The following is a 16,150-nucleotide window of genomic DNA, read 5'->3' as shown; positions in this document are numbered from 1 at the left end:
GCGATCTACCGACTTGCGCGACTAACACACCTCGCCCATATAGGGTGCGGGCGAAGGCCATCGGCCTTTGCCTCGGGCCTTATTCGGGAGTGGGTTGGAGCATGTCGTCATCCTTGGCCGAGATATTCGATCAGCCGGTCCCGTCGGTGTCGGCGCTCGACGCCGGTCTGCAACCGGTCGAGCCTGCCTATCGCAACGTCATCCGCATCATGACCGCTTTGGTGGTGCTGGCTGTGGTGGTGGGGGCTGGAGTGGTCGAGGTGGTGATGCATGTCAAAGGCGGCATGCAACAGGGCGCGGTGCTGGCACCGGTGCTCGCGTTCGGTGCGTTCGTGATTGTCTTCCTCCCCCAGCGCAAATGGCGCCGCTGGGGCTATAGTGGCGCCGACGAACAGCTTCGAGTGGCGCGCGGCTGGCTTTTCCGCACCGATACCATCGTGCCGTTCAAGCGCATCCAGCATATCGATGTGGCACAAGGCCCGGTCGAACGATTGTTCGGCCTCGCCAGCCTCACGGTGCACACCGCAGGCACCCACAATTCGATCGTCACCCTGCCCGGCCTGACCCGCCCCGATGCCGAAGCGATGCGCGACGCGATGCGGCTGCACATCCGCCGCGAGGCAGAATGAACGGAACGCTGATCGCCCCGCAGCCCGTCCCGATCGCCGACACGGCGACCGAACGGCGGCTGCACCCGCTGACCCTGCTGCTCAACCTGTCGCGCCAACTGCCCCAGGCGATCATCGGGCTGATCGCACTGCGACTGAGCGGGCCGGACGAAATCCGCGGCTGGGTCGCGCTGATCGCCTTCTTTGCGATCGTCGCGATGTTCGGCACCGAATTCTGGAAATGGTGGCGCTTTTCCTATCGGCTGGGCGAGGAGGAACTGCGCATCGCCAGCGGCATCATCAGCCGCAATGTCCGCTCGATCCCCTACGAACGCATCCAGGACGTCAATCTGGAACAGGGCCTGCTCGCCCGGATGCTGGGCATGGCCAAGGTGCGGCTGGAAACCGGGAGCAGCGGCAGCGGCGATGAAGGCGTGCTCGATTCGGTCGATCTGGCCGAAGCGAGCCGGTTGCGCGATGTCATCAGGCTGCGCAAGGCGGCGCAGGAGACCGCCGAGCCTGCAGCTGAAGCCGCGCCGGAATTCACGCATGCCGCGGCCGAAACCAGGCCGATGTTCGCGATGGACACCCGCCGGGTGCTGACCGCCGGCGTGTTCAATTTCTCGCTGGTGTTCTTCGCGCTCGTTGGTGCACTGGTCAACAATCTCGATTTTCTGCTGCCGGGCGATATCTGGGATCCGCGCCGACTGCTCGATATGCTGGGGCTGGAGGACCTGTTTGCCGCGCTCGACATCGCCGCCCGAGTGATGTCGATCATCGCTGCGCTGTTCAGCCTGCTGGTGATCGGGCTGCTAGGCGGCGTGATCCGCACGGTCTTGCGCGAACACGGCTTCCGGCTCGACCGCACCGAAACCGGGTTTCGCAGGCGGCGCGGGCTGATCACGCTCACCGATGTGGTGATGCCGCTGCACCGCATCCAGGCTGCGGTCATCGCCACTGGCCCGCTGCGGCGACGGCTGGGCTGGTTCGAACTCAAGGTCCAGAGCCTCGCCAGCGACAGCGACAAGGAAAGCGACCACGCCATCGCTCCGCTGGCGCATGCCGATGAGGTGCGCGCGATACTGAACGAGACCGGTATCCGCTGGGACACCGATTATCCCGAGATGCAGCCCGTCGACCCGGCGATGTGGTGGGTGCCGCTGGTGTTCGCGCTGCCTGTGCCGATGATCGGCATCGGCGTATCGGCGACCTTCGCCAATCCGTGGCTGTTTCTGCTCTATGCGCTGCTGCCGGCCGTGCCCCTGTGCAGCAGGCTGCACTGGCGCGCGCACCGGTATGCGCTGGAAGGCACGCAGCTTTATGTCCGCGACGGCTTCTGGGCGCAGCGCCTGACGCTGCTGCCGCTGCGCCGGGTGCAAAGCGTCGACATCACGCAGAGCGCGGTGGGCCGCTTCATCGGCCTGGCCGAGATCGAAATCGGGGTTGCCGGACGGTCATCACCGGTCACCATCCACGCCATCCCGCTGGATGACGCGATCGCGCTGCGGAGCCGCTTGCTCGCACTCAGCTGAACAGCCAGCGGCCCAGCATCCGGTCGAAGGGGAAGGTGAAGAACCCGGCGATCAGCAGCGCCCCGAACACCATGCCGCGCACTGCGCTGCGGTGACGGGCGATCTCGTGATTGCGCGCGGTCCACCAGATGATCGGCACCTGGATCACGGTCCAGACGGACAGGATATGAATCACGCTGAACCCGCCCCATTGGTTGGTGCGGATGCCGAACGACAGCGCGGCGGTGGAGAACATCGCCAGCACCCAGATGGTGCCGAGCCGGCGGTGGCTGCGGTCGCCGCGCGGGCGCAGCAGCATCACCGGGGTCAGCGCCAGCGCGATGGTGATGGTTGCCAGATGCAGCAGGATGAACGGCGGCACTTTCGCCAGACCGTCCACGCCCTTGGTCACCGCGACGATCACGCACCCCAGCAGCAACATTGCCGCAAGCGCCATCACCTGTTCGAACCGATCGGGCGCGAGCGTGCGCGGCCCGACGGGCGATCCTGCTAAACTGGCCATGATGGACTTGCCCCCGTTGCCCCTGTGATCGGATATGGACCGATCACAGCGGGGTGCGCAAACGAATTCCTCACCCGGAAAGGTCAGGATTGGGGGCGTCAGAAATCGATCGCGATGCCTTTGAGCTCCCAGTCGCCGAACCGGGTCGGGCCGCGTGCGGCCTCTTCGGCCTGATCGTCGGAAATCGGCTGTGGCGCGGGAACGGGGACGGACTTGGCCCAATGCGCAGGCGGCTTGACGTGATCGGGACGACGGGTTGCGCGGGGAGTTTCGGGCATGGAAGCGGATCCTCGTGGTGTTTAGCGTCTGGGCGCAGGCCCGATTGAAAGCGGCGCGCGCGATATTACATCTGATGAAGGCAATATGGGGCAGACCACCCGAATGTGAAGCGGTTGGCTGCGCCGGTGCAAAAGGATTGAAGAGAAGAACGATGAACGGGATGAAGACCACCATGCTGCTGGCAGCGCTGACCGCGCTGTTCATGGCGCTGGGCTACACGCTGGGCGGATCGGGTGGTGCGGTGTTTGCGCTGCTGTTTGCGGCGGGCATGAACCTGTTCACCTTCTGGAACGCCGACAAGATCGTGCTCAAGATGCACAACGCGGTCGAGATCGACGCGCAGAGCCATCCGGATTTCTACAATCTGGTCGCCCGGCTTGCCGAGCGTGGCCGGCTGCCGATGCCGCGCGTCTATGTCATTGATCAGGCCGCACCCAATGCGTTCGCCACGGGCCGCAACCCCGAGAATGCCGCCGTCGCCGCCACCACCGGTCTGCTCAATATGCTCAGCCGCGACGAGATCGAGGGCGTGATGGCGCATGAGCTGGCGCATGTGAAAAACCGCGACACTTTGATCATGACCATGGTCGCGACGATTGCGGGCGCGATCTCGATGCTCGCCAATTTCGGGCTGTTCTTCCGCGACGACAACCGCAACCCCTGGGCGGCAATTCTCGCGGTGATCGTGGCGCCGTTCGCGGCGATGATCGTGCAGATGGCGATCAGCCGGACGCGCGAGTTCGGCGCGGACCGTGGCGGCGCGGAGATCAGCGGCAAGCCTATGGCGCTCGCCTCGGCGCTGGCACGGATATCGAGCCAGGCACAGCGCATCCCCAACCCGGTGGTCGAGCGCAATCCGGCTGCGGCACAATTGTATATCGTGCCCTCGGGCGTGCGGGCACTGTTCTCGACCCACCCCGACACCGGCGACCGCATCGCCGCGCTGGAAGCGATCGCGCGCGACATGGGGGGTGCGCCTGCCCCCACGCAGCCACGCCGCGGCAGCGCGCTCGACCCGCTGGGGCGGGGGTGACAGTATCGCAAATCCTCCCCGAACTTGTCTCGGGGAGGGGGACCGCCGCCCGTAGGTCGGGGGTGGAGGGGAAGCGAGATGGAACAGCGGCTGAGCGGGATCACTATCCCGCCACCCCTCCACCACCCGCTGCGCGGGCGGTCCCCCTCCCCCAGCAAGCTGGGGGAGGATTTGATTATGGGCTTAACCCAGCATCGATTTGCGCCTAACGCGCCCCGATGACCAACCGCACCCCCGCTCCCGAGGCCACCCCCGGCCTTCCCTCCCGCCAGGCCGCCCTGCGCATGCTCGATGCCGTCATGCGGCGGGGCGAGTCGCTGGATACAGCGCAGCATGCGGCGTGCCAGGGGATCGATGAGCGATCCGACCGTGCGCTCGCGATGGCGATCGCCGGCGAAGTGCTGCGGCATCTGCCCGGGCTCGACCTGATGATCGACAGCATGACCCGGCTGCCGCTGGCCGACGATGCCAAGGCGCGGATGGTGCTGCGGATCATGCTCGCGCAGACCCTGGTGCTGGAAACCCCGCCGCATGCGACGATCGCCACGGCGCTGCCCTTGCTGCAGGGCGGCCCGCGCAAGCTGGCGCATGGCGTGTTCGGCAGCCTGATGCGCGCAGGTGTCACCCTGCCCGCGCCCGAGCTTCCGCCCGCCACCGCGCATCGCTGGCAGGCGGCCTGGGGCGATGGCATGGTCGAGGCCGCAGGCGTTGCTCTGGGCACCCCGCCGCCGCTGGATCTGGCGCTGGCCGACTCCGCCGGAACCGATGCATTGGCGCAGGAACTCGGCGGCATCAGTCTAATGCCAGGCCATGTCCGGCTGCAGCGTGGCGGCGCTGTCGAACTGATTCCCGGCTTCGAAGCGGGCGGCTGGTGGGTGCAGGACATCTCGGCGAGCCTGCCCGCGCGCCTGCTAGGCACGAGCCGGGGCGGGCACGTGCTCGATCTGTGTGCCGCGCCTGGGGGCAAGACGATGCAGCTGGCCGCCGCCGGCTGGAATGTCACTGCGCTCGACAATTCCGAAAAACGCCTGCGCCGCCTGCGCCAGAACCTCAAGCGCACCGGGCTGGAGGCGCAGACCGTCACCGCCAACCTGCTCGAATGGCGCCCCGACGAGCAGGCCGATGCGGTGCTGCTGGATGCGCCGTGCAGCGCCACCGGAATCTTCCGCCGCCACCCCGACGTGCTCTATCGCATCGCGCCGCGCCATATCGAGGAGCGCGCCGAACAGCAGGCGGTATTGCTCGATCGTGCCTCCAACTGGGTCAAGCCCGGCGGCGTGCTGGTCTATGCCGTGTGCTCGCTGGAACCAGAGGAAGGCGAAGCGGTGATCGACCAGTTCCTAGCCGCCGACAGCCGCTTTGCGATCGATCCGGTCCGCGCCGACGAGCTGCCGGCAGGAGTCGCGCCCGACGCCCTCGGGCAGGTGCGCACGCTGCCCGGTATGCTCGCCGAGGCAGGCGGACTGGACGGGTTCTTCATGGCCAGGCTGCGCCGCACGGCATAAATTGCATCGCCTGTCCGGTGATGGGCCAAATCATGTGGAAAAGCCTGCGGACAAACCTTGCTCCACCAGATGTTGAGGGTTAAGCGCCTAAGCCTATGTCGCAGCCCCCACTGATAGCTCCGTCGATCCTCTCCGCCGATTTCGCGCGTCTGGGCGAGGAAGTCCGCGCGATCGATGCTGCGGGTGCCGACTGGATCCACATCGACGTGATGGACGGGCATTTCGTCCCCAACATCACCATCGGCCCTGCCGTGGTGAAGGCGCTTCGCCCGCACACGACCAAGCCGTTCGACGTCCATCTGATGATTTCACCGGTGGACCAGTATGTCGAAGCCTTTGCCGACGCGGGCGCCGACATCATCACCGTCCATCCCGAGGCCGGCCCGCACATCCACCGCACCGTCCAGCTGATCAAGTCGCTGGGCAAGAAGGCAGGCGTGGTACTCAATCCCGCCACTCCCGCCAAGATGCTCGATTACCTTATCGATGATGTCGATCTGGTACTGGTGATGAGCGTCAACCCCGGCTTCGGTGGCCAGAGCTTCATCTCCAGCCAGTTGCGCAAGATCGAGGCGATCGCCAAGATGATCGCGAAGACCGGGCGGCACATCGATCTGGAGGTGGACGGCGGCATCGATACGGTCACCGCGTCCCAGGCGGTCAATGCAGGGGCCAACGCACTGGTTGCGGGCACCGCGACCTTCAAGGGCGGCCCCGACCATTACGCCGCCAACATCCGGGCGCTCAAAGGCCAATGACCGAAGCCCTGTCCGATAGCCGCCGGACAGGCGCCCTTGCTGCCCAGGCCAGCGAATCCGAGCGGCAGTTGCCGATGATAGGCAGCGATGTGACAGAAACCCGACCCGACCTGATCCACGCCAGCGAATCCGATGCGCAAGGCGAGCGCAAGCAGCTCATCCGGCTCGAGAACGACCGCGGCCTTTCGCTTACCGAGAGCGTGGTGCATTATTTCTATCGGCTGACCTGGCGCACGCCGCTGCACAAATTGCGGCTCAAGGGCCGCTCGCCGCTGCGGTTGCTGGCCGCGCCCGACGATCCGTTCACCGGCGATGCGCGGCGCGGCAAGGCGATCCGCGCGGGGCATTTCCAGATCGCAGGCGCGCGCATCCCCACCACCAAGCTCGATTATGCCAGCCTCAAGGCACCCGATGAGGCGATCGATTACATCCACAGCTTTGCCTGGCTGCGCGACCTTGCCGCTGCGGCCCCGCGCGAGACCTGCGTTCCGATTGCCGAGTCGCTGGTCGATCACTGGCTCGACGCGCATCTGGAAACCGTCTCCGATCCCGCCTGGCGCGCCGATATCGCCGCGCGCCGCATTCTCAACTGCGCCGCGCACGCGCCGCTGATCCTGTCGAGCAGCGACCTGGTGTACCGCTCGCGCGTGCTGCGCAATTTCGCCAGCACCGCGCGGCACCTCGACCATGTCGCCGACAAGGCACCCGAGGGGCTGGCAAGGCTGACCGCATGGACAGGCGTGGTCGCAGCCGCGCTGCTGCTCCCCGATGGCGAGCCGCGCCGCATCTTCGGCGAGGCAGGCCTCAAGCGCGCGATCGAAACCTTCATGGGTGAGGATGGCGGCGCGTTGTCGCGCTCGCCGCTGGCGCAGATCGAGGCCATCCGCGTGCTGGCGATGCTCAAATCGGTGTATGCCGCGCGCAATGAATTGCTGTCGCCGATCATCGAGCTGGCGCTGGGCCGCGCGGTTCCGGCGTTGCAGGGGCTGACCCATCATGATGGCTCGCTGGGCAGCTGGCAGGGTTCAGCCGCGATCCCCGCAGAGGCGATGACCACGCTGATCCGCGCCACCGGCGTCCGCTCGCGCCCGCTGCGCCAGGCACGGCACTGGGGCTTCCAGCGCATTCCCGCCGGACGCACGGTGGTGCTGGTCGATGCCGGAACCCCGCCGATGGCGCGGCACGCGGTCACCGGCTGTGCCTCCACCCTCGCCTTCGAGATGAGCCACGGCCCGCACCGGATCATCGTCAATTGCGGCGGCGCGGGCGTGCTGCCTGCCGACATTCCTGCATCGCTGAGCCGGGGGCTGCGTGCCACCGCCGCGCATTCGACCTTGTGCCTCGACGATACCAACAGCACCGCGGTGCTGCCCAAGGGCCAGCTCGGCAAGGGCGTTGGGCTGGTCGAACTCGACCGCCGCGATACCGACGATGCGGTGCGCCTCGACATGAGCCATGACGGCTATGCCAAGCGTTATGGCCTCACCCATCGCCGCCTGCTGGTCCTGCGCTCAGACGGACGCGAACTGCGCGGCGAGGATGTATTGCTGCCCGCCGCAAAGCGCGGCTTCGGTCGCAGCAAGCCTTCCGAGATGCCGTTCGCGATCCGCTTCCATCTGGGGCTGGATGTCGAGGCGCACCTGGCGAGTGATGGTATGGGCGTGTTCCTGCGCATCGCCGATGGCTCGCTGTGGCAATTCCGCTCGGCATCTGCCAGCGTGACTCTTGAAGAAAGCCTGTGGGTCGATGACCGCGGGCAAATCCAGCCCAGCCAGCAGATCGTGCTTACCGGATCCGTGTCCAGCGGCGGTGGCAATTATGGCTGGCTGCTCAAGCATATGGGATAACCGAAGTGACTGATATTGCGATCAAACGCGCGCTGCTTTCCGTCTCGGACAAAAGCGGTCTGGCGCAACTCGGCGCAAGCCTTGCGGCGCATGGCGTCGAACTGGTCTCGACCGGCGGCACTGCCAAGGCGCTGCGCGATGCGGGCCTTGCCGTGCGCGACATCTCGGAAATCACCGATTTCCCCGAGATGATGGACGGCCGCGTGAAGACCTTGCACCCGATGGTGCACGGCGGACTGCTCGCGGTGCGCGACAATGCCGAGCATGTCGCCGCTATGGCAGCGCACGGCATCGGGGCGATTGATCTGGTGGTGGTCAACCTCTACCCCTTTGCCGCGACCGTCGCCAAGGGCGCCGAGCGCGACGAGATCATCGAGAATATCGACATCGGCGGGCCCAGCATGGTGCGTTCTGCGGCCAAGAACCACGCGTTCGTCACCATCGTCACCGATCCTGCCGATTATGCGACGCTGACCACCGAGATGGAGGCTGGAAACGGCGCGACCACCCTCGCGTTCCGCCGCAAGATGGCCGCCAAGGCCTATGCCGCAACGGCAGAATATGACGCGATGATCGCCAGCTGGTTCGCCTTTGCCGACCAGGGCGAGATGTTCCCCGAAAAGCTCTCTGTGCCCTTCCGCAAGGGTCAGGCGCTGCGCTATGGCGAAAACCCGCACCAGAGCGCGGCGCTGTACCTGCCCGCCTTCGCGCCGGGCGGATCGCTCGCCGACCACCGCCAGGTGCAGGGCAAGGAGCTGAGCTACAACAATCTGAACGACGCCGACGCCGCGCTCGAGCTGGTCGCGGAATTCCGCGATGGCCCGCCCACCGTGGTGATCGTCAAGCACGCCAATCCGTGCGGCGTTGCGAGCGGCGACGATCTCGTAAGCGCCTACAAGGCGGCTTTGCAGTGCGACAGCGTCTCGGCCTTCGGCGGCATCATCGCGGTCAACCGGCCACTCGACGGCCCGACGGCCGAAGCGATCAGCGACATCTTCACCGAAGTCGTCTGCGCGCCCGATGCGGATGACGCCGCCAAGGCCGTGTTCGCCAAGAAGAAGAACCTGCGCCTGATCCTCACCGGTGACCTGCCCAACCCTGCGCGCGGCGGCATGGGCCTGCGCACCATTGCGGGCGGCGCGCTGTTCCAGTCGCGCGACAATGGCCGGATCACCCGCGACGACCTCAAGGTCGTGACGAAGCGCGCTCCGAGCGATCAGGAGCTGACCGACTGCCTGTTTGCCTGGACCGTGGCCAAGCATGTGAAGTCCAACGCCATCGTCTACGCCAAGGACGGATCGACCGCAGGCATCGGCGCCGGCCAGATGAACCGCCGCGATTCAGCGCGCATCGCCGGTGCCAAGGCGATCGAAGCGGCGCAGACCTATGGCTGGTCCGAACCGCGCACCAAGGGATCGTCGGTCGCCTCCGACGCCTTCTTCCCCTTCGCCGACGGGCTGCTAGCGGCGGTCGAGGCCGGCGCGTCGGCCGTGATCCAGCCCGGCGGGTCGATGCGAGACGACGAAGTGATTGCGGCCGCCGACGAGGCAGGCCTGGCGATGGTCTTCACCGGAATGCGCCACTTCCGGCATTGATGGCGGCCGGGGCCTATCGATGGGCTCAGGCTCAGCGGACGCCAGAAGACCGGGTCATCTAGCCTCATCCGCTCAACCTGAGCCTGTCGAAGGTGTCGCCTCCACCCTAACCTGCAAACAAAAACCCCGGCGGTTGCCCGCCGGGGTTTCGTATTTTCAGGAACCAGCCGCAGCTCAGAGCTTGCCGGTGAGCTCCGGAACCGCGGTGAACAGGTCCGCGACCAGGCCAATGTCGGCGACCTGGAAGATCGGAGCGTCCTCGTCCTTGTTGATGGCGATGATGGTCTTGGAGTCCTTCATGCCCGCAAGGTGCTGGATCGCGCCGGAGATGCCGACCGCGACATAGACTTCGGGAGCGACGATCTTGCCGGTCTGGCCGACCTGATAGTCGTTGGGGACATAGCCCGCATCGACCGCAGCGCGCGACGCACCGATGCCGGCACCCAGCTTGTCTGCCAGCGGGGTGATGACTTCCTCGAACTTCTCGCCCGAACCCAGCGCACGACCGCCCGAGACGATGATCTTGGCGCTGGTCAGTTCAGGACGCTCGCTCTTGGCGATCTCGGCGCTGACGAAAGTCGACAGGCCCGAGTCCGATGCTCCGCCCACCGCTTCGACCGTGCCCGAACCGCCTTCGGTCGCGGCCTTTTCGAACGCGGTGCCGCGCACGGTGATCACCAGCTTGGCGTCCGACGATTCGACCGTAGCGATGGCGTTGCCGGCATAGATCGGACGGGTGAAGGTCTTGGGGCCTTCGACCGAGAGAATGTCCGAGATCTGCATCACGTCGAGCAGGGCAGCAACGCGCGGGGCGATGTTTTTCCCGGTGGTGGTGGCGGGCGCGAGGAACGCATCGTGGCTGGCCATCAGGCTTGCCACGAGCGGCGCGACGTTCTCAGCCAGGCCATTTGCGAGCGAGGCATCGTCGGCGAGGTGGACGGTGGCGATACCGGCGACCTTGGCGACCTGATCGGCAACCGCCGCGCAGCCCGAGCCTGCGACCAGCGCGTGCACTTCACCCAGCTTGCTGGCCGCCGTTACGACAGCCAGCGTTGCATCCTTCATGACCGCATTGTCATGTTCAACCCAAACGAGCGTCTTCATGCGCCAACTCCCATTTCCTTGAGTTTGCCGACGAGCGCGTCGACATCTGCAACCTTGATCCCGGCGCTGCGCACCGGCGGCTCGGTGACCTTGAGCGTGGTCAGGCGCGGAGCGATGTCCACGCCGTAATCCGCCGGGGTCTTCACATCGAGCGGCTTCTTCTTCGCCTTCATGATGTTGGGCAGCGAAGCATAACGCGGCTCATTGAGGCGAAGGTCGGTGGTGACGATCGCCGGTGTCTTGAGCTTGACCGTCTGCAGGCCGCCATCGATTTCGCGGGCGACGGTGACACTGTCGCCTTCCACCGCAACGGTGTTGGCGAAGGTCGCCTGGCCCCAGCCGAGCAAGGCTGCGAGCATCTGGCCGGTCTGGTTGCTGTCGTCGTCGATCGCCTGCTTGCCCAGCAGGATCAGGCCGGGGTTCTCTTCCGCAGCGACCTTGGCAAGCAGCTTGGCAACCGCCAATGGCTCGACGGTCTCGTCGGTCTCGATCAGGATCGCGCGATCGGCGCCCATGGCGAGCGCGGTGCGGAGCGTTTCCTGCGCCTTGGCAGGGCCGACCGACACGGCGATGACTTCTTCCGCATTGCCCGCTTCCTTGATGCGCAGCGCCTCTTCGACGGCGATTTCGTCGAACGGGTTCATGCTCATCTTGACGTTGGCGAGGTCGACACCCGACCCATCCGCCTTCACGCGCGGCTTCACGTTGTAATCGATAACCCGTTTCACGGGCACAAGGATCTTCATGGCGCTTCCTTCCCTAATGATCGTGAGACAGATTTAGTTTCCGTTCACGTAAACGTCAAGTGGTGCAGTCGCTGGTGGAAGCGCTGCTCCCCTCCTCTCCCTTTACGGGAGAGGATATGGAGACTTGGCAGTCCTGATCGTGTCGAAGGACTGCCCAGTCGGAATTGGAGAGGGTCGGCGGTTGCAACACAACGCTGCCACCGCGACACCCTCTCCCAGCTTCGACTAGGCGCTTGCAGCGCCAAGTCTTCGCAACCCTCTCCCGTCAAGGGAGAGGGGCCACATGCATCAAGCCGCCTGCTTGACCTGTGCGACGATCTTCTCGGCAGCGTCGCCCAGATTGTCGGCGCTGACGATCGGCAGGCCCGAGTTGGCCAGGATGTCCTTGCCCTGCTGCACGTTGGTGCCTTCCAGGCGCACGACGAGCGGCACCGACAGGTTCACTTCCTTGGCCGCAGCAACGATACCTTCGGCGATGATGTCGCACTTCATGATGCCGCCGAAGATGTTGACCAGAATGCCCTTCACGGCGGGATCGGACAGGATGATCTTGAACGCCGCGGTCACCTTTTCCTTGCTCGCGCCGCCGCCGACATCGAGGAAGTTGGCGGGGAACATGCCGTTGAGCTTGATGATGTCCATCGTCGCCATGGCAAGGCCTGCGCCATTGACCATGCAGCCGATGTCGCCATCGAGCTTGATGTAGGCGAGGTCATACTTGCTGGCCTCGACCTCCATCGGGTCTTCCTCGGTCTCGTCGCGCAGCGCTTCGACATTGGGGTGGCGATAGAGCGCGTTCGAATCGAAGCTCATCTTGGTGTCGAGCACCAGAAGCTTGCCGTCTTTGGTTTCGACCAGCGGGTTGATCTCGAGCATCGCGCAATCGAGGTCCATGAACGCGGTGTAAAGCTGCTGGGCAAGCTTGGCAGCCTGCTTGTTGAGATCGCCCGACAGCTTGAGCGCGAACGCCACGGCGCGGCCGTGATGCGGCATGAAGCCCTGTGCCGGGTCGATGGTGATGGTGGTGATCAGCTCGGGAGTGTCGTGCGCAACGGCCTCGATGTCCATGCCGCCTTCGGTCGAGACGATCATCGCGACGCGGCCGGTCTTGCGATCGACCAGCATCGAGAGATAGTATTCGGCAGCGATATCAACGCCATCGGTGACGTAGAGGCGGTTGACCTGCTTGCCCGCATCGCCGGTCTGGATGGTCACCAGCGTGTTGCCAAGCATTTCGCCGGCGTCCTTGCGGACATCGTCGATCGACTTGGCGAGGCGGACACCGCCCTTGGCATCGGCACCCAGTTCCTTGAACTTGCCCTTGCCGCGTCCACCGGCGTGGATCTGCGCCTTGACGACATAGAGCGGTCCGGGGAGCTTTTCAGCGCCTGCAACGGCCTCTTCGACGGTCAGCGCGGCGTGTCCGGTGGGGATGCCGATGCCGTATTTCGCGAGCAGTTCCTTGGCCTGATATTCGTGGATGTTCATGAAGGATCCCATGCCTTTCTGAGCGGGCCGGGCGTGCGACTCACAAGCGGTCGACACCAGGCCATTAAGCGGTCGATGAACGGTTGTGAGGGGCGCTAAAGCATAGACGCGCCCTAAAGGAAACCCTGCAATCGCTTGAGCAGAGCTGTGTGTTGCGACAGTCAGTTGCGCACTGTGCAAACCAGCCCGGACGAGCTGACAACCGCCAGGATCTCCGGATCGCGCAAGGCGCGGGTAAGCCGCAGGAATTCTTCAAAGTCGCCAGCGCGTTGAAGGCGCCCCAGCCGGCCCAGCCGCTGGAGCTGCGCCAGCGACAGCCGGTCGACCATGCGCCCTGCCATGCAGGCGGAGACCGGACGGCTGAGCCCGGTTCTCTCGAGCGCGGTGCGGGTGCGCGCCTCGGGCGTCGCACAGCCTGCCAGCAACGCGGCAGAGACGACGCCTGCCACCAGCGCCCGCATGGGCGGCAGTGTGCGGCGCGTCCCTGCCCCGAGCCGCATCAGCCTGCCTTGTGCTGCTGGGCGCGTTCGATCGCCTCGATGATCACCTGGCGCGCTTCGGCAGCGTCGCCCCATTTGCCGATTCGCACCCACTTTTCGGCTTCCAGGTCCTTGTAGTGGGTGAAGAAGTGCTCGATCTGCGCGAACACGATGTCGGGCATGTCGTCCTTCTCGCGCACATCGGTGTAATAAGGGAAGGTCGCGGTGTCGGGGACGCAGATAACCTTTTCATCGCCGCCATGCTCGTCTTCCAGGTTCAGGACGGCAATCGGACGTGCGCGCACGACCGAGCCGGGCATGAACGGCGAACGCGCAATCACCAGCGCATCGAGCGGATCGCCATCGGGCGACAGCGTGTGCGGGATGAAGCCGTAGTTGGCGGGATAGCGCATCGGCGTGTGCAGGATGCGGTCGACAAACAGCGCGCCCGAGGCCTTGTCGAACTCATACTTCACAGGCTCGCCGCCCGTGGGCACTTCGATGATGACGTTGACGTTGTTCGGCGGATTCTTGCCGGTCGGAATCTGATCGATAAGCATAAGGATGGAGGCCTTTGTTCTGGTTTGCCGCTGAACGACGTGCCCGTTCTTCAGCGTTCAGCGGGTTTGCGGCGCAAGCAGCCGGTCAAGGCCGGTTTCGCCCTGCCCCGTCTTGCGGAGCGCCGGATAGCGCAAGCCGCCGGTATAGGAAAGCGTGGTTTCGCGGTAGCGTTTGCCGCGCTTGACCAGCAGTTCGACCTTGCCGCCCTGGCTGGTGGACGCGACCGCAGCCTTGAGCATCTCGGCCGAGTAATCGCGCCCGCCAACGCCGGTGATCTGGTCGCCCACCGTCATCCCGGCATCAAAGGCGGAACTGCCCCAGATGACCTGCGCGATCTTGCCGTCCTTCTCGACAACCAGCCCGATCGAATGGCTGAGATCGGAAGCACCCGACGCCGCCTCGCCCGATCTGATATAGGCGCTGGGCTCGGCGACATAGACCAGTTCATAGCCGCCCAGCACCAGACCCTGCTTGGGCGCCTCTGTGGTCACCTGATAGACGCGGCTCTGCAGGAACGCCTGCCAGTCATAGGGCTGGACCGCGTTCAGCGCGCCGACGACATCGGGCAGTTCATAGGTCACCACGCCCCAGTCGCCTTCACGCCCGCCAAAGAAGCTGCGCGCAAAGTCCTGCAGCGACCGGGTGTTGCCCGATTCGCGGCGGATGATCTGGTCGGCTTCCAGCCATACCAGCATGCCCTCGTTGTAGTAATCCTCGCTGCGCTGCCAGCTCGCCCACCCCTTGGGACGGCGCGCGGCGATGATCGGATCGTGCGCGGTGTCCACCAGCGGCCGCCAATCGCGCCCGGTGCGGCGATCAAGCCCGGCAGCGATGTTGGCGAAGGCGTCAAGCGTCTCCTGATAGCTGAACAATCCGGAGCGCGCGCCCAGCACATAACCCCAGAACTGGGTCTGCCCTTCATACACCCACAACAGGTCATCGCGGCTGGGCTGGCGGAAGTCGGGCGCCCAGATGCCCTGCGGACGGCGGTGCTTACCGTTCCAGCTGTGCGTCATCTCGTGCGGCAGCAGGTTGCGCGACCCCGGACCCTTGGCCCAGTCGGTGAAATAGCCGGTACCTACCCCGTTCTCGCTGCTGCGATGATGCTCGATGCCGATTCCGCTCATCTCGTCGGACAACGACAGAAGGAAGTCGTAGCGGTCATAGTGCCGCACGCCGAACAGGTGCTCGGCCTCTGTCACCAGCCGTTTGTGCGCCTCGATCTGGTCGGGGGTGGCGGCGAGGAATTCGGGTGCGTCGGCAACGACGTTGAGCGTGACCTTGTCGGACAACGGCCAGCTCTTGAAATGCGCGCCCGCAAACATCGGGCTGTCGACCAGAGTGTCGAAATCGACGCGTTCATAGGCGATCTTCGCGCCGCCAGGACTGTTTGAGCTGCGCTTGGCGCGCATCGCGCTGCCCGCCTGCCAGCCGGTGGGCCAGGTGACGATCGCATCGACCGGAATGTTGCGCGCGAAATAGCCCGCCGGATACAGCGAGACGTTGTTCCAGCGCAGGTTCATCATCTTGGGCGCGACCACGACGCGGCCCTGGTTGGCCGCGGTGGGGCTGACGAACTGAAAATTCGCCACCACCTCGCGCGCGCCGGACGGCACGGTGATGTGGAAGGCGTTCACGTCGAGCGAATCGCGCTGCCAGGCGAGCGGCTTGCCATTGGCCGAGAATTTGAGGCCGACCAGCTTCTCGATCTCGCCGCGCGGGGCATGATTGCCCGGCAGCCATTGCGGATAGAGCAATGTGAACCGCCCGGCCGTGCGCGCCTCTGGCGGCACGGGGATGGTCTGCTTCATCGAGAAGATGGCGCGGTCGATATCGGTCGCATCCACCTCCAGCGTCATCACCCCTGGGAAGGCGATGTCGCGCGCTGCGGGAACGATATCCACGATCGGCTGCGGCTGAGGCGCACTGTTCTGGGCGAAGACAGGCGCGGCGGCCAGCGAGAGCGCGAGGCAGGAAGCGGTGAGGAAAAGACGCAAGTGTTCGACCCTTCTAATCATTTCAGATCCTCTCCGGCACGAGGAGGGAGACCGCGTAGCGGTGGAGGGGAAGCGGGATTGCGTCTTTTGGCAGACAAGGCGCAATCCCGCTTCCC

At 65.3% G+C, this 16,150-nt stretch carries 15 protein-coding genes; 7 read left to right on the top strand and 8 right to left on the bottom strand.

What is annotated here, in order from left to right; genetic code table 11:
- Positions 1-101: 101 nt before the first annotated feature.
- The gene (locus BSY18_RS02905) at positions 102-629 is read left to right on the top strand and encodes a PH domain-containing protein (protein WP_054136064.1); all 528 of its coding nucleotides are present in this window, start codon (positions 102-104) and stop codon (positions 627-629) included.
- Positions 626-2,140 carry a PH domain-containing protein gene (locus BSY18_RS02900; protein WP_069049594.1) on the top strand — a complete coding sequence of 505 codons (1,515 nt, stop codon included), beginning with the start codon at positions 626-628 and terminating at the stop codon, positions 2,138-2,140. The genes BSY18_RS02905 and BSY18_RS02900 overlap by 4 nt, the downstream gene beginning before the upstream one ends.
- Here BSY18_RS02900 and BSY18_RS02895 read toward each other — a convergent pair.
- The gene (locus BSY18_RS02895; RefSeq protein WP_069049593.1) at positions 2,133-2,642 is read right to left on the bottom strand and encodes a DUF2306 domain-containing protein; all 510 of its coding nucleotides are present in this window, start codon (positions 2,640-2,642) and stop codon (positions 2,133-2,135) included. The genes BSY18_RS02900 and BSY18_RS02895 overlap by 8 nt on opposite strands.
- A 98-nt stretch (positions 2,643-2,740) precedes the next feature.
- Positions 2,741-2,920, bottom strand: a complete 180-nt coding sequence (locus BSY18_RS02890; RefSeq protein WP_054136061.1) for a DUF1674 domain-containing protein — start codon at positions 2,918-2,920, stop codon at positions 2,741-2,743.
- Positions 2,921-3,072: 152 nt separating this feature from the next.
- Here BSY18_RS02890 and htpX point away from each other — a divergent pair, with 152 nt between their 5' ends.
- The 5 genes from htpX to purH all read left to right on the top strand — a co-directional run bounded on the left by htpX (position 3,073) and on the right by purH (position 9,659).
- The gene (gene htpX, locus BSY18_RS02885; protein WP_171900162.1) at positions 3,073-3,954 is read left to right on the top strand and encodes a zinc metalloprotease HtpX; all 882 of its coding nucleotides are present in this window, start codon (positions 3,073-3,075) and stop codon (positions 3,952-3,954) included.
- A 218-nt stretch (positions 3,955-4,172) separates the two neighbouring features.
- Entirely contained in the window at positions 4,173-5,459 is a 1,287-nt protein-coding gene (locus tag BSY18_RS02880; RefSeq protein WP_069049592.1) for an RsmB/NOP family class I SAM-dependent RNA methyltransferase, read from the top strand.
- Positions 5,460-5,554: 95 nt separating this feature from the next.
- Positions 5,555-6,217, top strand: a complete 663-nt coding sequence (gene rpe / locus BSY18_RS02875; RefSeq protein ID WP_069049591.1) for a ribulose-phosphate 3-epimerase — start codon at positions 5,555-5,557, stop codon at positions 6,215-6,217.
- A complete protein-coding gene (locus tag BSY18_RS02870) occupies positions 6,214-8,064 on the top strand; it encodes a heparinase II/III family protein (RefSeq protein WP_083231280.1) in 1,851 nt (616 codons plus the stop codon). Before rpe ends, BSY18_RS02870 begins: the two co-directional genes overlap by 4 nt.
- Positions 8,065-8,069: 5 nt before the next feature.
- Positions 8,070-9,659, top strand: a complete 1,590-nt coding sequence (gene purH / locus BSY18_RS02865; RefSeq protein WP_069049590.1) for a bifunctional phosphoribosylaminoimidazolecarboxamide formyltransferase/IMP cyclohydrolase — start codon at positions 8,070-8,072, stop codon at positions 9,657-9,659.
- A gap of 174 nt (positions 9,660-9,833) precedes the next feature.
- Here the strand turns inward: purH and BSY18_RS02860 are convergent, their stop codons facing one another.
- From BSY18_RS02860 to BSY18_RS02835, 6 genes are all read right to left on the bottom strand, one after another.
- A complete protein-coding gene (locus BSY18_RS02860) occupies positions 9,834-10,763 on the bottom strand; it encodes an electron transfer flavoprotein subunit alpha/FixB family protein (protein ID WP_069049589.1) in 930 nt (309 codons plus the stop codon).
- A complete protein-coding gene (locus BSY18_RS02855; protein ID WP_054135454.1) occupies positions 10,760-11,509 on the bottom strand; it encodes an electron transfer flavoprotein subunit beta/FixA family protein in 750 nt (249 codons plus the stop codon). The genes BSY18_RS02860 and BSY18_RS02855 overlap by 4 nt, the downstream gene beginning before the upstream one ends.
- Positions 11,510-11,797: 288 nt before the next feature.
- Complete coding sequence (sucC, locus tag BSY18_RS02850; RefSeq protein ID WP_069051654.1) at positions 11,798-12,997, bottom strand: ADP-forming succinate--CoA ligase subunit beta; 1,200 nt, start codon at positions 12,995-12,997, stop codon at positions 11,798-11,800.
- Positions 12,998-13,158: 161 nt separating this feature from the next.
- A complete protein-coding gene (locus tag BSY18_RS02845; protein WP_069049588.1) occupies positions 13,159-13,497 on the bottom strand; it encodes a hypothetical protein in 339 nt (112 codons plus the stop codon).
- A complete protein-coding gene (ppa, locus tag BSY18_RS02840) occupies positions 13,497-14,036 on the bottom strand; it encodes an inorganic diphosphatase (RefSeq protein ID WP_054135455.1) in 540 nt (179 codons plus the stop codon). Before ppa ends, BSY18_RS02845 begins: the two co-directional genes overlap by 1 nt.
- Positions 14,037-14,093: 57 nt before the next feature.
- A complete protein-coding gene (locus tag BSY18_RS02835; protein ID WP_069049587.1) occupies positions 14,094-16,055 on the bottom strand; it encodes a M61 family metallopeptidase in 1,962 nt (653 codons plus the stop codon).
- Positions 16,056-16,150 lie beyond the last annotated feature (95 nt).

This window comes from Blastomonas sp. RAC04 (assembly GCF_001713435.1).
GTDB classification, from domain to species: Bacteria; Pseudomonadota; Alphaproteobacteria; order Sphingomonadales; family Sphingomonadaceae; genus Blastomonas; species Blastomonas fulva.
This window is presented reverse-complemented; position numbering and strand designations above follow the sequence as displayed.

Coding starts and splice junctions, on each gene's coding strand:
- BSY18_RS02905 (WP_054136064.1), top strand. CDS start 102: ATGTCGTCATCCTTGGCCGAGATATTCGATCAGCCGGTCCCGTCGGTG.
- BSY18_RS02900 (WP_069049594.1), top strand. CDS start 626: ATGAACGGAACGCTGATCGCCCCGCAGCCCGTCCCGATCGCCGACACG.
- BSY18_RS02895 (WP_069049593.1), bottom strand. CDS start 2,642: ATGGCCAGTTTAGCAGGATCGCCCGTCGGGCCGCGCACGCTCGCGCCC.
- BSY18_RS02890 (WP_054136061.1), bottom strand. CDS start 2,920: ATGCCCGAAACTCCCCGCGCAACCCGTCGTCCCGATCACGTCAAGCCG.
- htpX (WP_171900162.1), top strand. CDS start 3,073: ATGAACGGGATGAAGACCACCATGCTGCTGGCAGCGCTGACCGCGCTG.
- BSY18_RS02880 (WP_069049592.1), top strand. CDS start 4,173: ATGACCAACCGCACCCCCGCTCCCGAGGCCACCCCCGGCCTTCCCTCC.
- rpe (WP_069049591.1), top strand. CDS start 5,555: ATGTCGCAGCCCCCACTGATAGCTCCGTCGATCCTCTCCGCCGATTTC.
- BSY18_RS02870 (WP_083231280.1), top strand. CDS start 6,214: ATGACCGAAGCCCTGTCCGATAGCCGCCGGACAGGCGCCCTTGCTGCC.
- BSY18_RS02860 (WP_069049589.1), bottom strand. CDS start 10,763: ATGAAGACGCTCGTTTGGGTTGAACATGACAATGCGGTCATGAAGGAT.
- BSY18_RS02855 (WP_054135454.1), bottom strand. CDS start 11,509: ATGAAGATCCTTGTGCCCGTGAAACGGGTTATCGATTACAACGTGAAG.
- sucC (WP_069051654.1), bottom strand. CDS start 12,997: ATGAACATCCACGAATATCAGGCCAAGGAACTGCTCGCGAAATACGGC.
- BSY18_RS02845 (WP_069049588.1), bottom strand. CDS start 13,497: ATGCGGCTCGGGGCAGGGACGCGCCGCACACTGCCGCCCATGCGGGCG.
- ppa (WP_054135455.1), bottom strand. CDS start 14,036: ATGCTTATCGATCAGATTCCGACCGGCAAGAATCCGCCGAACAACGTC.
- BSY18_RS02835 (WP_069049587.1), bottom strand. CDS start 16,055: ATGATTAGAAGGGTCGAACACTTGCGTCTTTTCCTCACCGCTTCCTGC.